11 protein-coding genes are annotated in these 16,138 nt (G+C 60.7%); 6 read left to right on the top strand and 5 right to left on the bottom strand.

Features of this window, described 5'->3' with window-relative positions:
* Window positions 1–121 precede the first annotated feature (121 nt).
* The 4 genes from HB633_RS25895 to HB633_RS25880 all read right to left on the bottom strand — a co-directional run bounded on the left by HB633_RS25895 (window position 122) and on the right by HB633_RS25880 (window position 5,950).
* Complete coding sequence (locus HB633_RS25895; RefSeq protein ID WP_213780985.1) at window positions 122–1,300, bottom strand: acetyl-CoA C-acyltransferase; 1,179 nt, start codon at window positions 1,298–1,300, stop codon at window positions 122–124.
* Between the two features lie 39 nt (window positions 1,301–1,339).
* Window positions 1,340–1,966 (bottom strand): bifunctional nicotinamidase/pyrazinamidase, encoded by a 627-nt coding sequence (gene pncA / locus HB633_RS25890; RefSeq protein ID WP_213780983.1) that lies wholly within the window; start codon window positions 1,964–1,966, stop codon window positions 1,340–1,342.
* Between the two features lie 21 nt (window positions 1,967–1,987).
* Window positions 1,988–4,072 carry a 3-hydroxyacyl-CoA dehydrogenase NAD-binding domain-containing protein gene (locus HB633_RS25885; protein ID WP_213781058.1) on the bottom strand — a complete coding sequence of 695 codons (2,085 nt, stop codon included), beginning with the start codon at window positions 4,070–4,072 and terminating at the stop codon, window positions 1,988–1,990.
* A gap of 219 nt (window positions 4,073–4,291) precedes the next feature.
* Window positions 4,292–5,950 carry a 3-(methylthio)propionyl-CoA ligase gene (locus HB633_RS25880; protein WP_213780981.1) on the bottom strand — a complete coding sequence of 553 codons (1,659 nt, stop codon included), beginning with the start codon at window positions 5,948–5,950 and terminating at the stop codon, window positions 4,292–4,294.
* A 181-nt stretch (window positions 5,951–6,131) separates the two neighbouring features.
* On the opposite strand from HB633_RS25880, the gene HB633_RS25875 reads away from it, so the two are divergent.
* The 5 genes from HB633_RS25875 (at window position 6,132) to HB633_RS25855 (ending at window position 10,130) form a co-directional block, all read left to right on the top strand.
* Window positions 6,132–7,718 carry a protein adenylyltransferase SelO gene (locus HB633_RS25875; RefSeq protein ID WP_213780979.1) on the top strand — a complete coding sequence of 529 codons (1,587 nt, stop codon included), beginning with the start codon at window positions 6,132–6,134 and terminating at the stop codon, window positions 7,716–7,718.
* Between the two features lie 60 nt (window positions 7,719–7,778).
* Window positions 7,779–8,201, top strand: a complete 423-nt coding sequence (gene msrB / locus HB633_RS25870; protein WP_056353217.1) for a peptide-methionine (R)-S-oxide reductase MsrB — start codon at window positions 7,779–7,781, stop codon at window positions 8,199–8,201.
* Window positions 8,202–8,401: 200 nt separating this feature from the next.
* Window positions 8,402–8,941, top strand: a complete 540-nt coding sequence (locus tag HB633_RS25865; protein ID WP_056353215.1) for a septation protein A — start codon at window positions 8,402–8,404, stop codon at window positions 8,939–8,941.
* Window positions 8,938–9,261: a BolA family protein gene (locus tag HB633_RS25860; RefSeq protein WP_213780977.1), complete on the top strand. Its 324-nt coding sequence runs from the start codon at window positions 8,938–8,940 to the stop codon at window positions 9,259–9,261. Before HB633_RS25865 ends, HB633_RS25860 begins: the two co-directional genes overlap by 4 nt.
* Before the next feature lie 86 nt (window positions 9,262–9,347).
* Window positions 9,348–10,130, top strand: a complete 783-nt coding sequence (locus tag HB633_RS25855; protein WP_213780975.1) for a peptidylprolyl isomerase — start codon at window positions 9,348–9,350, stop codon at window positions 10,128–10,130.
* A gap of 61 nt (window positions 10,131–10,191) precedes the next feature.
* On the opposite strand, the gene purL is transcribed toward HB633_RS25855, so the two are convergent.
* The gene (purL, locus tag HB633_RS25850; protein WP_213780974.1) at window positions 10,192–14,250 is read right to left on the bottom strand and encodes a phosphoribosylformylglycinamidine synthase; all 4,059 of its coding nucleotides are present in this window, start codon (window positions 14,248–14,250) and stop codon (window positions 10,192–10,194) included.
* 496 nt (window positions 14,251–14,746) lie between these two features.
* Here purL and HB633_RS25845 point away from each other — a divergent pair, with 496 nt between their 5' ends.
* Window positions 14,747–16,048, top strand: a complete 1,302-nt coding sequence (locus HB633_RS25845) for an FAD-dependent oxidoreductase (RefSeq protein WP_213780972.1) — start codon at window positions 14,747–14,749, stop codon at window positions 16,046–16,048.
* Window positions 16,049–16,138: the final 90 nt, after the last annotated feature.

Below are 16,138 nucleotides of genomic sequence, written 5' to 3'. Positions count from 1 at the left end.
GTTGCCTCTACTCAATCACGTTGCAACCACCCGATGAATCCGATGGCTTGTTGTCGGGCGGAGGCTCGCGCCCGGCAATATGCCGAACGGCCAAGGTTAAAAACCCCAGCCGCCCGCCCTATCACACCACTTCAAACAACCCTGCCGCGCCCTGCCCGCCGCCGATGCACATCGTGACCACAACAAACTTCGCGCCGCGCCTTTTTCCTTCGATCAACGCGTGTCCCGTCAACCTTGCGCCCGACACGCCATAGGGGTGCCCCACAGCAATCGCGCCGCCGTTCACGTTCAAGCGGTCTGCCGGAATGCCCAGCGTATCGCGGCAATACAGCACTTGCACAGCAAACGCCTCATTCAACTCCCACAAGTCGATATCGCTGACTTTCAGGCCAGCCTTCTTCAACAATTTGGGCACGGCGAACACCGGTCCGATACCCATCTCATCCGGCTCGCAACCGGCGACCGCGAAGCCCCGGAAAATCCCGAGCGGCTGCAACCCCTCCTTCTCCGCCACCGACGCATTCATCACCACGCAAGCCGATGCGCCATCGGAAAACTGGCTCGCATTGCCCGCCGTGATCACGCCGCCAGGCATCGCGGTGCGTATCTTCGATACCCCCTCGAGCGTCGTATCGGCGCGAATGCCTTCATCGGAGGAAAGCGTCACTTCTTTTGTGAAGACGCGCCCCGTGGCTTTGTCCGCGATGCCGGCGAGCACGGTGATCGGCACGATCTCGTCGTTGAATTTTCCCGCAGCCTGGGCAGCCGCCGCGCGCAATTGCGATTGCACGCCATATTCGTCCTGACGTTCCTTCGAGATTTCGTAGCGCTTTGCGACGTTCTCGGCGGTCTGCAACATCGACCAGTAGATGCTCGGTTTGTGTTCCTTCAACCAGCCATCGAAAAGCATGTGCTGGTTCATCTTGTTCTGCACGCACGAGATGGATTCCACGCCGCCTGCCACGTACACATCGCCTTCGCCGGCAATCACGCGCTGCGCGGCGAGCGCGATGGTTTGCAGCCCCGATGAGCAAAAGCGGTTCACGGTCATGCCCGGCGTGCTCACCGGCAAACCGGCGCGCAATGCGATCTGCCGCGCGATGTTCATCCCCGTCGCGCCTTCCGGATTTGCGCAACCCATGATCACGTCTTCCACACGCGCCGGATCGATGCCCGCGCGCGCGACAGCCGCCTGCGTCACGTGGCCGCCGAGCGTCGCACCGTGCGTCATGTTGAATGCGCCGCGCCAGGATTTGGCAAGGCCCGTGCGTGCCGTCGATACGATTACCGCGTCAGTCATTCCTGTCTCCACTTCGAATACGAATAATGTTGATGGTGTTCAGCGCGTCAGTTCGGCCGAATTGATCCGCGACACACTCGCCGCCGCCATCTGCGCCCACGCGCGTTCGAGCGATCCATTGAGATCGATCGCGCGGCAGGCGTCGTCGATGACAACGGCCTCAAACCCCGCGCTGCGAGCATCGAGCGCGGACCACGCGACGCAATAATCCGTTGCCAATCCGCAGCAATACACGCGCTTCGCGCCAATGTCGCGCAGATATCCCGTGAGGCCCGTCGGCGTGACGCGATCGGCTTCCATGAACGCCGAGTAGCTGTCCACGTCCACGTGATGCCCTTTGCGGATCACAAGCCGTGCGTGTGGCACGTGAAGGTCGCGATGCAACGCCGCGCCGTCTGTGTCCTGTACGCAATGCGTCGGCCACAGAACCTGCTCGCCGTAGTCAAGCGTGGTCATGTCGAAAGGCGCGCGCCCGGCGTGATGCTCGGCGAACGAAACGTGCTTCGCCGGATGCCAGTCCTGCGTCACGACAACATGCGAAAAATTGCCGGCAAGCCGATTGATCACGGGCACGACTTCATCGCCATGAGCCACGGCCAGCGCGCCTCCCGGCATGAAATCGTTCTGTACATCGATCACGAGCAGGACTTCGTCTGCGCCTTTCATTGATGCCTCGCTTTGCGGTTCTCAGTTATTGAAACCACTGCCTTGCGCTGCCAGTTCGGTCACGCGGGCGGCGGGCTTCCATGCATCGCCATTGGGCTGCGCCGCGTATTTGCGCATCGCGCGCTCGACGTTGTAGAGGCCGATCGTATCCGCGTACAACATCGGGCCGCCGCGGTGCAGCGGAAAACCGTAACCGGTCAGATAGACCATGTCGATATCCGATGCCTTCGATGCAATCCCTTCTTCCAGAATCAGCGCGCCTTCGTTGACGAGCGCGAGCACGAGGCGCTCGACGATCTCGTCATCGGAGATCTTGCGGCGCTCGACGCCCAGTTCCTTCGAATACGCGACGATCATCTCGTCCACGATTTTCGATGGATGCGCCGTCCGGTCACCGGCCTTGTAGTCGTACCAGCCCGCGCCGGTCTTCTGCCCGAAGCGTCCGATCTCGCATAAACGATCCGCGATCTTCGAATACTTCAGGTCCGGCTTCTCCTGATACCGGCGCTTGCGAATCGCCCAACCGATGTCATTGCCCGCCAGGTCGCTCATGCGGAACGGTCCCATCGCAAAGCCGAATTTTTCGATGGCGCGATCAACCTGCGCCGGCAGCGCGCCTTCTTCGAGCATGAACAGCGCCTGACGCAGATACTGCTCGATCATCCGGTTGCCGATAAACCCGTCGCAGACGCCCGAAACCACGGCCGTCTTCTTGATTTTCTTGGCAAGCTGCATGACGGTGGCGAGCACGTCCTTCGACGTTTTCGCGCCGCGCACCACTTCGAGCAGCTTCATCACGTTGGCCGGGCTGAAGAAATGCATGCCGACGACGTCTTCGGGACGCTTCGTGAATGCAGCGATCTTGTCGACATCGAGCGTGGATGTATTCGATGCCAGAATCGCGCCCTTCTTCGCCACCTGATCGAGCTTCGAGAACACTTGCTCCTTCACGCCGAGTTCCTCGAACACAGCTTCGACTATGAGATCAGCTTCCTTCAGATCGTCATATGCCAAAGTCGGCGTGATCAGCGCAAGCCTTTCTTCGAGCTTTTCGGCCGTCAAACGGCCTTTCTTCACCGCGCTTTCGTAATTCTTGCGAATCGTCGCGAGGCCGCGATCGAGCGCTTCCTGTTTCGTTTCAAGCAGCGTCACCGGCAAGCCGGCGTTGATGAAATTCATCGCGATACCGCCGCCCATCGTCCCCGCGCCGATCACGCCAACGCGTTCGATCTTGCGCACCGGCGTGTTCGATGGCACGTCAGGGATCTTGCTCGCCGCGCGTTCGCCGAAGAACGCGTGACGCAATGCGCGGCTTTCTGGCGTCTGCACGAGCGCCACGAAACATTCGCGTTCGGCGGCCAGGCCTTTATCGAAACCGAGCTTGACGCCGGCCGCGACTGCATCGATACATTTGAGCGGCGCCGGGAAATTCTTTGCCATCGGCGTGACCATGTTGCGCGCGAACTGAATGAAACCTTCCGCGTTCGGATGCTCGATCTTGCGCTCACGCACCTTCGGATGCGGTCCGCTCCGCGCGCCAACTTTCTGTGCGAACTTGATCGCGTCGTCCAGCAGATCGCCTTCGGCCATCTCGTCAAACAAGCCAGACGCAGCCAGTTTCTCCGACATCACCGGCGCGCCCGACACGATCATGTTCAACGCCGTTTCCAGACCAACCGCGCGCGGCAAACGCTGCGTGCCGCCCGCGCCCGGCAGAAGGCCGAGCTTGACTTCGGGCAGCGCGATCTGCGCCCCCGCCGACGCAATCCGATAATGCGCGCCAAGCGCAAGCTCGAGGCCGCCACCCATCGCGACGCTGTGGATTGCTGCGACAACAGGCTTGGCGCTGCCTTCCACGACCTTGATGACCGTATGCAGCGTGGGTTCTTGAGTCGCTTTCGGCGTATTGAATTCGGTGATATCGGCGCCGCCGGAAAACGCCTTGCCGGCGCCCGTCAGAACGATCGCCTTGACCGACGCATCGGCCTGCGCTTTCTCGATGCCTTCAACGATGCCAAGCCGCGTGGAAAACCCGAGACCATTTACCGGCGGGTTATTCAGCGTGATGACGGCAATGCCGTCGCGGGTCGTGTAATCCACTGCCATTTCGTCTTCCTCCATTCGGTGCGCCATCTATCTTCCGGCAAAAAGCCGGAAGGCGCTGATTCATGCGTTGCTGTGATTGTGATGCGTTAAACGAGACGCTTTGATTCGAGCGATCCGGCAAGAATACACAAAAACGAACGCTCGTTCAATTTTGTTGCTGCGGGATGAGGAGGCGGGAAGGAAAAAGGGCTGCACGACGGCAGCCCGATAAATCAAAACTTAATCGACGCTTTCACCAACCGTCGGCAGCACATGTTCACGATACAACTCGCGCAACCTCAGCTTCTGCAGCTTGCCGGTTGCCGTATGGGGGAGTTCATCGGCGAAAACAACGTCATCCGGGCACCACCACTTCGCCACCTTGCCGTCGTAGTACGCGAGCAATTCTTCGCGCGTGACGGTCGCGTCCGGCCGCAGCACGACCACGATCAACGGCCGCTCCGTCCACTTTGGATGCGAGCACGCAATGCACGCCGCCTCCGCGACCTGCGGATGCGACATCATGATGTTTTCCAGGTCGATCGAACTGATCCACTCGCCACCCGACTTGATCACGTCCTTGCTGCGATCGGTGATGTGCATGAAACCATCGGCGTCGATGGTCGCGACATCGCCCGTTGGAAACCAGCCATCGACGAGCGGCGAATCGTCCTTCCGGAAATACCGGTCGATGACCCACGGCCCGCGCACGTACAAGTCGCCGAACGCTTTGCCGTCCCACGGGAGTTCAGCGCCGTCATCGCCGACGACTTTCATGTCCACGCCGAACATCACGTGGCCTTGCTTTTCGCGCAGATGCCGCTGTTCTTCCGGTGAACGCTGGCGCTGTTTCCAGTTGAGCTTGGCGAGCGTGCCAAGCGGCGACATTTCTGTCATGCCCCAGGCGTGGATGACCTCGACGCCATAATCGTCTTCGAAGGTACGCAGCATTGCGGGCGGGCACGCCGAGCCGCCAATGACCGTGCGCTGCAACGTATTGAAGCGCACGCCCGCCTGTTTCACGTAATTCAGCAAACCGAACCAGACGGTCGGCACGCCGGCTGAATACGTCACGCCTTCGGCTTCCATCAACTCGTAGAGCGACTTGCCATCGAGACAATTGCCGGGCAGTACGAGCTTTGCGCCAACCAGCGGCGCCGCGTGCGGAATGCCCCAAGCGTTGACGTGGAACATGGGTACGACGGGCAAGATTGCGTCGCGCGAGGAACAGGCCATGGCGTCCGGAAGCGCCGCGCCGAACGCGTGCAGCACAGTCGAGCGATGCGTGTAGAGCGCGCCCTTCGGATTGCCCGTCGTGCCCGATGTGTAGCAAAGAAACGATGCCGAGCGTTCATCGAGTACGGGCCATTCGTAATCGCCATCGTGTTTCGCGAGCATCGTTTCGTAGCTCGTGACGGGCGTGGCCATATCGGCGAGATGGGTGCTGATGCAAGCTTCATCGCCGAGGGCGATCCAGCCTTTCACGTTCGGGCATTGCGGCGCGATGATGTCCACGAGCGCAGTGAAGGTCATGTCGAAGGCGACGTATTCGTCGTCGGCATGATTGATGATGAACGCGATCTGATCCGGAAACAGCCGCGGGTTGATCGTGTGGCAGACAGCGCCCATGCCGGTCACGCCGTAATAGCACTCCAGATGCCGATACCCGTTCCAGGCCAGCGTGCCAATGCGTTCGCCCGGCTGCACATTCAGCCCGATCAGCGCCTGCGCAAGCTGCTTTGCGCGCTTTTCGCAATCTCGCCAGGTGTATCGATGAATGTCGCCTTCAATGCGGCGGGAAACGATCTCGGTATCGCCGAAATGGCGCGAAGCGTGTGAAATCAGCGATGAAGCGAGCAGCGGTACATCCATCATCTGGCCGAAAAGCGGCGACGTCATGGGCTAGTTCCTCACAAGTCCGGATGCACGGGGTTTGATGCTGGGTCTTTCTTGCTGAGTCTTTCTTAAATCAGCAATATCTGATTTCTGTCTCAAAGCCAATGCGCATAAGGCTAAGAGCGCGCTCCTGCAGCGGCGCGGGCGCGGATTTACAATATCGGTTAACCATGAGGTGCTCAATATGTCGTTTTCCCCAAGCGGTACGGCTGTCGGTGCCGCTGCAGAAGCCGAACTGGCTGGCTCCGCCGCTGTGAACGAACTGATTGAATCCATCGAGACTGACCGGCGCGACTCGTTTGTGGCGATCGGTTCCGCGTTCCTCACCCGCCTGCCCGCCTCGCCTTTGCCCGCACCATATCTGGTCGGCATTTCCGCCGATACCGCAGCCCAACTCGGCTTCGATGCGGCAAACGCCCAGGATCCGGCGTTTATCGAATATTTCACGGGGAATACCTCGCGCGATCTTCCGGCGGATGAATTGCCGTATGCATCGGTTTATTCAGGGCACCAGTTCGGCGTCTGGGCCGGCCAGCTGGGCGACGGCCGCGCGATGGGCCTCGGCGAGATCGAACACGACGGCAAACGGCTCGAACTGCAGCTTAAAGGCGCGGGACGCACGCCCTATTCGCGCATGGGCGATGGCCGCGCGGTACTGCGTTCATCCATACGCGAATATTTGTGCTCGGAGGCCATGCACCATCTTGGGATTCCGACCACGCGCGCGTTGTGCGTGACGGGCTCGGACCAGCCGATACGCCGCGAGACCATGGAAACGGCGGCCGTCGTGACGCGCGTGGCGCCAAGTTTCGTGCGCTTTGGCCACTTCGAGCATTTCTACACGAACGATCGCGTGGACGAATTGCGCAAGCTCGCCGATCACGTGATCGACCGGTTTTATCCGCAAAGCCGCGAAGCCGAAGACCCGTACCTCGCGCTTCTCGGCGAAGTCACCTTGCGCACCGCCGACCTCATGGCGGACTGGCAAGCCGTCGGTTTCTGCCACGGCGTGATGAATACCGACAACATGTCGATCCTGGGGCTGACCATCGACTACGGTCCGTTTGGGTTTATCGATGGATTCAACGCAAACCATATTTGCAATCACTCGGATTCGCAAGGCCGGTACGCGTACAAGATGCAGCCGCAGATCGGTTATTGGAACCTGTTTTGTCTGGCGCAGGCGCTGGTGCCGCTGCTCGGTCCGCAATACGACGAAACCGTTCGCAACGACAAGATCATCGAAGACGCGCAGCGCGTTCTCGAAGGCTTTCGCGACCGGTTTGCGCCAGCGCTCGAACAGCGTATGCGCGCAAAACTCGGCCTAGCCGAGATCCGCGATGGCGACGATGAACTCGCCAACCGCCTCTTCGAAGTGATGAACGCGAATCGCGCGGATTTCACGCTGACGTTCCGCAACCTTGCAAAACTGCGCAAAGCGGATGCATCCGGCGACGCACCCGCACGCGATCTGTTCCTCGACCGCGCCGCTTTCGATGTCTGGGCGAACGACTACCGCCAGCGTTTGTCGGAGGAAACACGCACGGACGAAGATCGCGCTGCGGCTATGAACGCCGTGAATCCAAAATTCGTCCTGCGCAATCATCTGGCCGAAAACGCCATCCGCCTCGCGAAAGAAAAGGATTTTTCGGAAGTCGAACGGCTGGCACGCGTGCTGCGCCATCCCTTCAGTGAACAACCCGAATTCGAAGCCTATGCCGGCCTGCCGCCTGACTGGGCGAGCGATCTGGAAGTCAGTTGTTCTTCCTGAAACCGCCCCCAAATACTTGAGCCGGATATCAAAGCCGCTCTACCGCTCTGGAGATAAACGATGAACCGAGACGACCTCACGAAGGAACCCGCTGCTCCGCTGCAAAAAGACGACGCCACGTACAAAAAGGAACTGACCGATATCCAATATCAGGTCACGCGCCACGCCGCCACTGAGCGGCCGTTTACGGGCGAATACTGGGATCACACGGAACGCGGCATTTATGACTGCGTGTGCTGCGGCACACCGCTGTTCGAATCGGACACGAAATTCGATGCCGGTTGCGGCTGGCCGAGCTACTTCAAGCCGATCAACGGCGAAGTCGTCAAGGAAAAAACGGACCGCACGCACGGCATGTTGCGCATCGAAGTCCAGTGCAACAATTGCGGCGCGCATCTGGGCCACGTTTTCGAGGATGGTCCTGCGCCAACCGGCCTGCGCTACTGCATCAACTCGGCTGCGCTACAATTCGAACCCAAGTAAGTACAACGCGGCTTACTCCGGTAAGCCGCTTTTTTCTGTGCCCTCGCCTTACGGTCAGATCAGCGGTTATTTAGCGGTCACTTACTAACGGTCACCTAAACCGCGCGCGTCTTCCCGGGCCGGCTCCGAACACGATTCGATCCCGGTCACGTCCGGCGCACGTGCGCTTTCACATCGATGCCCCTCCCCGTCCCAACGACATGAAATTTCTGTTCGATCTGTTTCCGATCCTCCTCTTCTTCGTCGCATTCAAGATCTGGGGCATCTACACCGCCACCGCGGTCGCGATTGTCGCCACGCTCGTGCAGATTGCGTGGGTTGCGTTCCGGCATCGCAAGGTCGATCCCATGTTGTGGGTGAGCCTGGGCGTGGTGGTTGTATTTGGCGGCGCAACGCTCGTGCTGCACAACGATACGTTCATCAAGTGGAAACCCACCGCGCTCTACTGGCTCTTCGCAGGAGCGCTGATCGTGTCGCAGGGCATCTTCAACAAGAATCTCATCGAAGCGATGATGGGCAAGCAGATCGTGTTGCCTCATCGCGTTTGGGGTCAGCTGAACCTCGCGTGGGCCGTGTTTTTCGCGATCCTAGGCGTAGTGAATTTGTTCGTGGCCTACAACTACACCACCGATCAATGGGTCAACTTCAAGTTGTTCGGCGCGACCGGATGCTTGCTGGTGTTTATCGTCGCGCAGAGTTTGTGGCTCGCGAAGTACATGAAAGAGGACGAAGGCAAATGAGCGATCCGGGTTCCACCGATAACTTCGTCAACGCGTCCGCCGAAGGCAAGATTGCGCATCTCGAAGCGCGGCTGAACGCGGCGTTCAATGCACAATCCGTTCATATCGATGACGACAGCGCGGCGCACGCCGGGCACGCCGGGGCATCGGCGGGAAGTCACTATACGGTGACTATCGTGGCCGCCGGATTCGCCGGGAAGCCACGCGTGGCGCGGCATCGGCTGGTGTATGATGCGCTGGCCGACGAGATGCGGCGAGGCATTCATGCCCTTGCCATCAAGGCTTATACGCCTGAAGAATTTGCAGACCAGTTCGAGTAAGCCTGCGCGCTACTACGGACTCACGTTTCGAGACACCGTCAATTCATTCCAGAAACTCCAGCCCTCGTCCTGATCAGGAACCCTCGATGATTCTAAAAAACCCCCGTATTTGGGTATTGCTGGCCGCGTTCGCGGCAGCACCTGCTTTCGCTCAGAACATTGCCGTGGTCAACGGCACGCCGATTCCGAAGTCCCGCGTCGACGCCCTCGTCGCGCAACTCGTTCAGCAAGGCCAGCAGGACACGCCGCAATTGCAGGCCGCCGTGCGCCAGGAACTGGTCAATCGCGAGATCCTGATGCAGGAAGCGGCGCGACGCGGTATCGCCACGCGTCCTGACGTGAAGGCGCAGATCGCAGTGGCCCAGCAGACGGTGGTGTTGCGGGCGTTGATCGAGGACTACGTGAAGGCGAATGCGCCGACCGATGCCGAGATCAAGGCGCGTTACGACGAGATGGTCAAGCAAGCTGGCGGCGGCAAGGAATATCACTTGCATCACATCCTGGTCGAGGATGAAGCGCAGGCCAAGGACCTGATCGCGAAGATCAAGGCTGGCGCAAGCTTTGAAGATCTGGCGAAGCAGTATTCGAAGGACCCGGGATCCGGCAAGAACGGTGGTGATCTTGATTGGTCCAGCCCGCAGGCTTACGTGCCGGAGTTTGGCGCGGCGGCTGAAAAACTAAAGAAGGGCGAAATGACGGATACACCGGTGAAGACGCAATTCGGCTGGCACATCATCCGGTTGGACGACGTTCGTGATGTCGCTCCGCCGCCGCTGGAGCAGGTTAAAGCGCAGATTGCGCAGCAGATTCAGCAAGAGAAGCTGGCCAAGTTCGAAGAGGATTTGCGCAAGAAGGCCACGATCAAATGATCTTGCTCTAGTGCAGAAGTGAAAAAGCCGCTCGATATTTCGAGCGGCTTTTTTTGTGCGCTTAACCCACCCAGCGCCGCGCGTTCTGGAACACGCGCAACCACGGGCTGGCATCGGCGGTCCAGTCGTTCGGCGTCCAGCTCATCTGCACATTTCTGTGGACACGTTCCATGTGCGGCATCAGCACCGTAAAGCGTCCATCGGGCGTGGTCACAGACGTAATCCCCTCCGGCGATCCGTTCGGATTGAACGGATAACGCTCGGTCGCGGCGCCTTGGTTATCGACAAAACGCATCGCGACCAAAGCGTTCGACTTGTCGCCCTGCTGCGAGAAATCCGCAAAGCCTTCACCATGTGCAACAGCGACCGGCAGTCGCGAACCTTCCATGCCGGCGAAGAAAATCGACGGCGAACTCTGCACTTCAACCGATGAAAACCGCGCCTCGAACTGCTCCGATTTGTTGCGCGTGAACTTGGGCCATGCATCGGCGCCAGGGATCATCGATGCAAGGCTGCTCATCATCTGGCAACCATTGCAGATACCCAGCGCAAACGTGTCGGTCCGGCCGAAGAATTCGGCAAACATATCTGCAAGACGCGGATTGAAGCGGATCGTCTTGGCCCAGCCTTCGCCTGCGCCCAGCACGTCGCCGTAGGAGAAACCGCCGCAGGCAACCGCGCCCGCGAAGTCGGCCAGCGTCACGCGGCCTTCCAGCAAATCGCTCATGTGGACGTCGTGGGTATCGAAGCCCGAACGATCGAACGCGTATGCCGTTTCCAGATGCGAGTTCACGCCCTGCTCGCGCAGGATCGCGACACGCGGACGCGCGCCCTTGCCGACGAACGGCGCCGATACATCCTGCGCCGGATCAAACGTCAGAACCGGCGAGATGCCCGGATCGTTGGCATCGAGCAACGCGTCGTATTCGGCATCGGCACACGCGGGGTTATCGCGTAACCGCGCAATGCGCCAGCTCACCTCGCTCCACGCGCGCTGCAATTCGTGGCGCGGCGCATCGTAGACCTTCTTCGCATCACGATAGATCTCGATGACATCGCGATCATTCGGCTTGCCGATGACTTCCGAACACGCCGACAGCCCATGCTCGCGCAACGCGGCAAGCACAGCATCGCGATCGGCCAGACGCACCTGGATCACGGCACCCAGTTCCTCGGAGAACAACGCGCGAATGGTGCGGTCCTCACGACGCCCACTGGTCTGCTTCGCCCAGTCCTTGGCATCGCCATAATCGGATTCGTGGTTGGGATCGAGGATCAGCATATCCACGTTCAGCGATACACCCACGTGCCCCGCAAACGCCATTTCGCAGACGGTCGCCCACAGGCCGCCATCGGAACGATCGTGATACGCGAGCAACTTGCCCGCAGCGTTCAGCGCTTGAATGGCGTTGAAGAAACGCTTGAGGTCCTCGGCGTCATCGACGTCAGGAACCGCGTCGCCAATCTGTTGCGTGACCTGCGCCAGGATGCTGCCGCCGAGACGGTTTTTGCCGCGACCCAGGTCGATGGATATCAGCACCGTGTCCGTGCCACGCTGCAATTGCGGCGTGAGCTGACGGCGTACGTCTTCGACCGGCGCGAACGCCGAGATGATCAGCGACACCGGCGACACGACTTCCTTCGCCGCGCCCGTCGCGTCCTGCCACTTGGTGCGCATCGACAGCGAATCCTTGCCCACCGGAATGCTGATTCCAAGCGCCGGGCACAATTCCATGCCGATCGCTTTGACGGTATCGAACAACGCTGCATCTTCGCCGGGGCTGCCGCATGCGGCCATCCAGTTAGCGGAGAGCTTCAGCTTGTTCAACGACTCGATAGGCGCCGAAGCAATGTTCGTCACGGCTTCGCCCACGGCCATGCGGCCCGATGCGGGCGCGTCGATCACGGCGAGCGGCGTGCGCTCGGCGATGGTCATTGCTTCGCCACGGAAACCGGCGTAATCCATGGTGGTGATCGCGCAATCAGCAACAGGCACTTGCCACGGGCCGACCATCTGGTCGCGCGCGGTCGTGCCGCCCACCGACCGGTCGCCGATGGTGATCAAGAACGATTTGCTGGCGACCGTGGGATGCTTCAGCACGCTCACCGCGATCTCCGACAACACGAGTCCGGTGACATCCACGGGTTCGAACGCCAGCACTTCGCGCTTTACATCGCGATGCATCTTGGGCGTCTTGCCGAGCAGGACTTCCATGGGCATATCGACGGGTTCGAGCGCTTGATCGGCGTTCTTTTCTTCATCGATAAGCTTCAGTTGACGCTCTTCAGTCGCAACGCCGACCACGGCCACCGGGCAACGTTCGCGCGTGCAAATGGCTTCGAAGGCGGGAAGGCTTTCCGGCGCGATTGCCAGGACGTATCGTTCCTGCGCTTCGTTCGACCAGATTTCACGCGGCGACAAACCGGATTCTTCCAGTTGTACACGACGCAATTCGAACCGCGCGCCTTTATCGGCGCCATCGACCAGTTCAGGGAACGCATTCGATAAACCACCCGCGCCCACATCGTGGATGCTCAGAATCGGGTTCTCGGCACCCAGTTGCCAGCACGCATTGATGACTTCCTGCGCACGCCGCTGGATTTCCGGATTGCCGCGCTGCACGGAATCGAAGTCGAGTTGCGCGGTGTTCGCGCCGGTCGCCATCGAGCTGGCCGCGCCCCCGCCCATGCCGATCCGCATGCCCGGACCACCAATCTGGATCAGCAACGATCCCGCCGGCAAATCCATCTTGTGCGTATGCTGGTCCGAGATATTGCCGATACCGCCCGCGATCATGATTGGCTTGTGATAACCGCGCACGCGCCCCGCTGCGTTCTGCTCATACGCGCGGAAATAACCGCCCAGATTGGGCCGGCCGAATTCGTTGTTGAACGCAGCCGCGCCGATGGGGCCATCGATCATGATCTGCAACGGCGATGCAATGCGCTCCGGCCGGCCATAGGGCTCATTCTTGTCCGACGGATTGCGCTGCGGCACCGGCACTGCGCTGTCGCGGGCGTTTTCCCACGGCTGGCGTGCATCGGGCAAATCGAGATTTGAAACCGTGAAACCCGCCAGGCCGGCTTTCGGACGCGCGCCGCGGCCGGTCGCGCCTTCATCGCGGATCTCGCCGCCCGAGCCCGTTGCAGCGCCCGCAAACGGCGAAATGGCGGTCGGATGATTATGCGTTTCGACCTTCATCAGCGTATGCGTGAGTTCGGTGTGGCGCCCGTATTGCTCGTTCGATCCGCGCGGGAACCAGCGCTCGGCCGTGCCGCCTTCCATGATCGCCGAATTGTCCGAATACGCGACGATCGTGCCGGCGTGATTCAGCTTCTCGGTGTTACGGATCATGTTGAAAAGCGAGATGTCCTGCGGCTCGCCGTCGATGGTCCACTGCCCGTTGAAAATCTTGTGACGGCAATGTTCGCTGTTGGCCTGCGCGAACATCATCAGTTCGACGTCAGTGGGATTGCGCTGCAACTGCTTGAACGAATCGACCAGGTAGTCGATTTCATCGTCGGCGAGTGCGAGACCCAGTTCCGCATTTGCCGTTTCCAGCGCGCTGCGGCCATGGCCGAGGATATCGACGGCTTGCAAGGGCTGGGCCGGGAGTTCATCGAACAGATGCAAAGCATGGTCACGCGATGGCGCCACGCTTTCGGTCATGCGGTCGTGCAGCGCGGCAGCCACTTCGGCGCGCGCCTGTTCGGACAACGCCTTCTTGCCGCCAATGCCCGTGCCGAGCAAGCCGCTTTTCAGCAGAACCGTGTATTCGATACCGCGCTCGATCCGGCGAACCTGCGCCAAGCCGCAATGATGCGCAATGTCGGTCGCTTTGCTCGCCCACGGCGATACCGTGCCAAAACGCGGCACGACCATGAAGCTTTCGTGCGCGCCGCGATCGCTGCCGGCATCGAACGGCGTGCCGTAATGCATCAGTGCGTGGATGCGGTTGCTGTCTTCATCGGAGAGCGGTTCGGCCGAGTTCACGAAATGCAAAAACTGGCCGCGCACGCCGACAATATTCGGGTCGATGCGCGTCAGTGTTTCGAGCAGGCGGGTTTGACGGAAATCGGAAAGGGCCGAAGCGCCGGGGAAACACGAGAAGTTTGCCATTGTCACGGTGCTGAGAAGACGTCGGGACGAAAGACGTCGGAGCCGCTTGCGGGATTGCCGCATTTGGCGATGGGAAGACCCCGATTATAACCCGGAAGTGTCTCGAAAACGGCCTCGCGGCCATGCGTGAAACGTTTGAACGACGAGCGGCAATCTCTCAATAAAGACGGGATAGTTTTTGACCAGTCCCGCCCGCCACGCCGCAAACCTCGCCAAGCCTGGACTCCCGCGCCCTTCACAGTCTCGTCGTGCCGTTTTGGGGCGCCCCACAGCGTCCCGGCCAGGAGCGTTTGGCGCTATCATGGCGCGCTTTCCCCAACCGGCGCACCGGTCCCTTGTGTACCAAAGCAGTATCAATGCGCCGGCTCGCCTCTTCCGCGAGAAATCCGGGCGGCCCGGACGATAACCCGGGCCAGATGGTCCCGTCGCCTGCACTTCTTGCGGGCACCGGCTCGCGAACCAGTCAAGGTCTTGCGCCTTCGGGCGAAAACGAATCATGGATGTCATTGTCATCGGCGGCGGAATTGGCGGCATCGCCACCGCGTATCAGTTGCGTGCGGCCGGGCACCGCGTCTGCGTGGTCGAGCGCCACGCCACGGTCGCCCAAGGCGCGACCTATGGTCACGGCGGCGCCGTCCTGCCCTCACCGCTCGACGTCTGGTTCGGGCCGACCTTCATGCAGACGCGCCGTGCTGCAAAAACCGGCGTTGTGTTCAAACCGGGCTTCGATTCGGAAACGCGTGATTTCGCCAAAAAGCTAACGGAATTTCACGATCCGCATCGGTTCGCCACCCAGTACGGCGCCTTGCGACCGCTCGTTGATGTTTCCCACGATGTCATCGCGGAGATCGAAGCCGAGTTCCCGCTCGACTTTGAACAGCGCACCGGCGTCTTGCACGTCTTCCGGAACGAGCGCGACCTGGAACTGGCGGATTCGGCAATCAAGTTGCTGCAGAGTTTCGAAACGCCGCACCGCATGCTCAGCGCCGAGGAGTGCGTTGCCGCGGAGCCGTCCATACCGGAAGATCCGCCGCTGGCTGGCGGCGTGCTGCTGCCCGACGCGCGCACGGCCAATTGCCCGTTGTTCACGAAGCTGCTCAAGCAAGTGCTTGAGGACGACGGCGTTCAGTTCCGGCTGGGCCGCGAAGTCACCGCCATTCGCGCCGAGTCGCAGCGCGCCGCTGTGGAACTGGCGCCGCTTTACAGCGCTCAGGATAAAGGCAGCAAGTCGCGCGAGGTTGAGTTGATCGGTGCGGATGCCATTGTCGTGGCCGCTGGCACCGGAACCCCGGCGCTGCTTGCCACGCTGGGAATGTCGCTGCCCTTGCATCCACTGCGCCTGCACACGCTGACCGCGCCGATCGCTTACGAAGAACGCGCACCTCACCTGACAATCGTCGATTCCGTGAAACGCATCGCGATGACGCGGATCAATCAGCGCATGCGCGTAACCGGCGGCGCAGTGTTGCAGAGTATCGCCAAAGCCAGCAAGCCGATGAGCGAGAGCCTCACGCATCGGGCGCTCGCCCTGCTTGGGCAAGCAACGCACGACTGGATTCCGGGCGCAGCGAAGGTGTCGGCGGCACGTGCCTGGGACGGAGTCCGGCTGGTGTCGCCGGATGGACTGCCTGTTGTGAGCGCAACCTCGAACGGGCGGGTATTCATCAACACGGGGCATGGCCCGGCAGGCTGGGGTATCGCTTGCGGAGCCGCGAAAGTGATCGCCGCACTCATCTCCCACGAAGAACCCGACGTGCCCGAACGAACGCTCAGGGCGTTGAGATTCGACCGGTTCTAGCAGCGGGCGTCGAGGTGGAACAGAAGACATAAGCCCCCGACGGCCCATTTGGGCGCAATAATTGCGGCGGGTCCGAGCACTTATCCAACG

Origin of the sequence: Caballeronia sp. dw_276 (assembly GCF_018449635.1) — a bacterium.
Taxonomy (GTDB): Bacteria; Pseudomonadota; Gammaproteobacteria; order Burkholderiales; family Burkholderiaceae; genus Caballeronia.
This window is presented reverse-complemented; position numbering and strand designations above follow the sequence as displayed.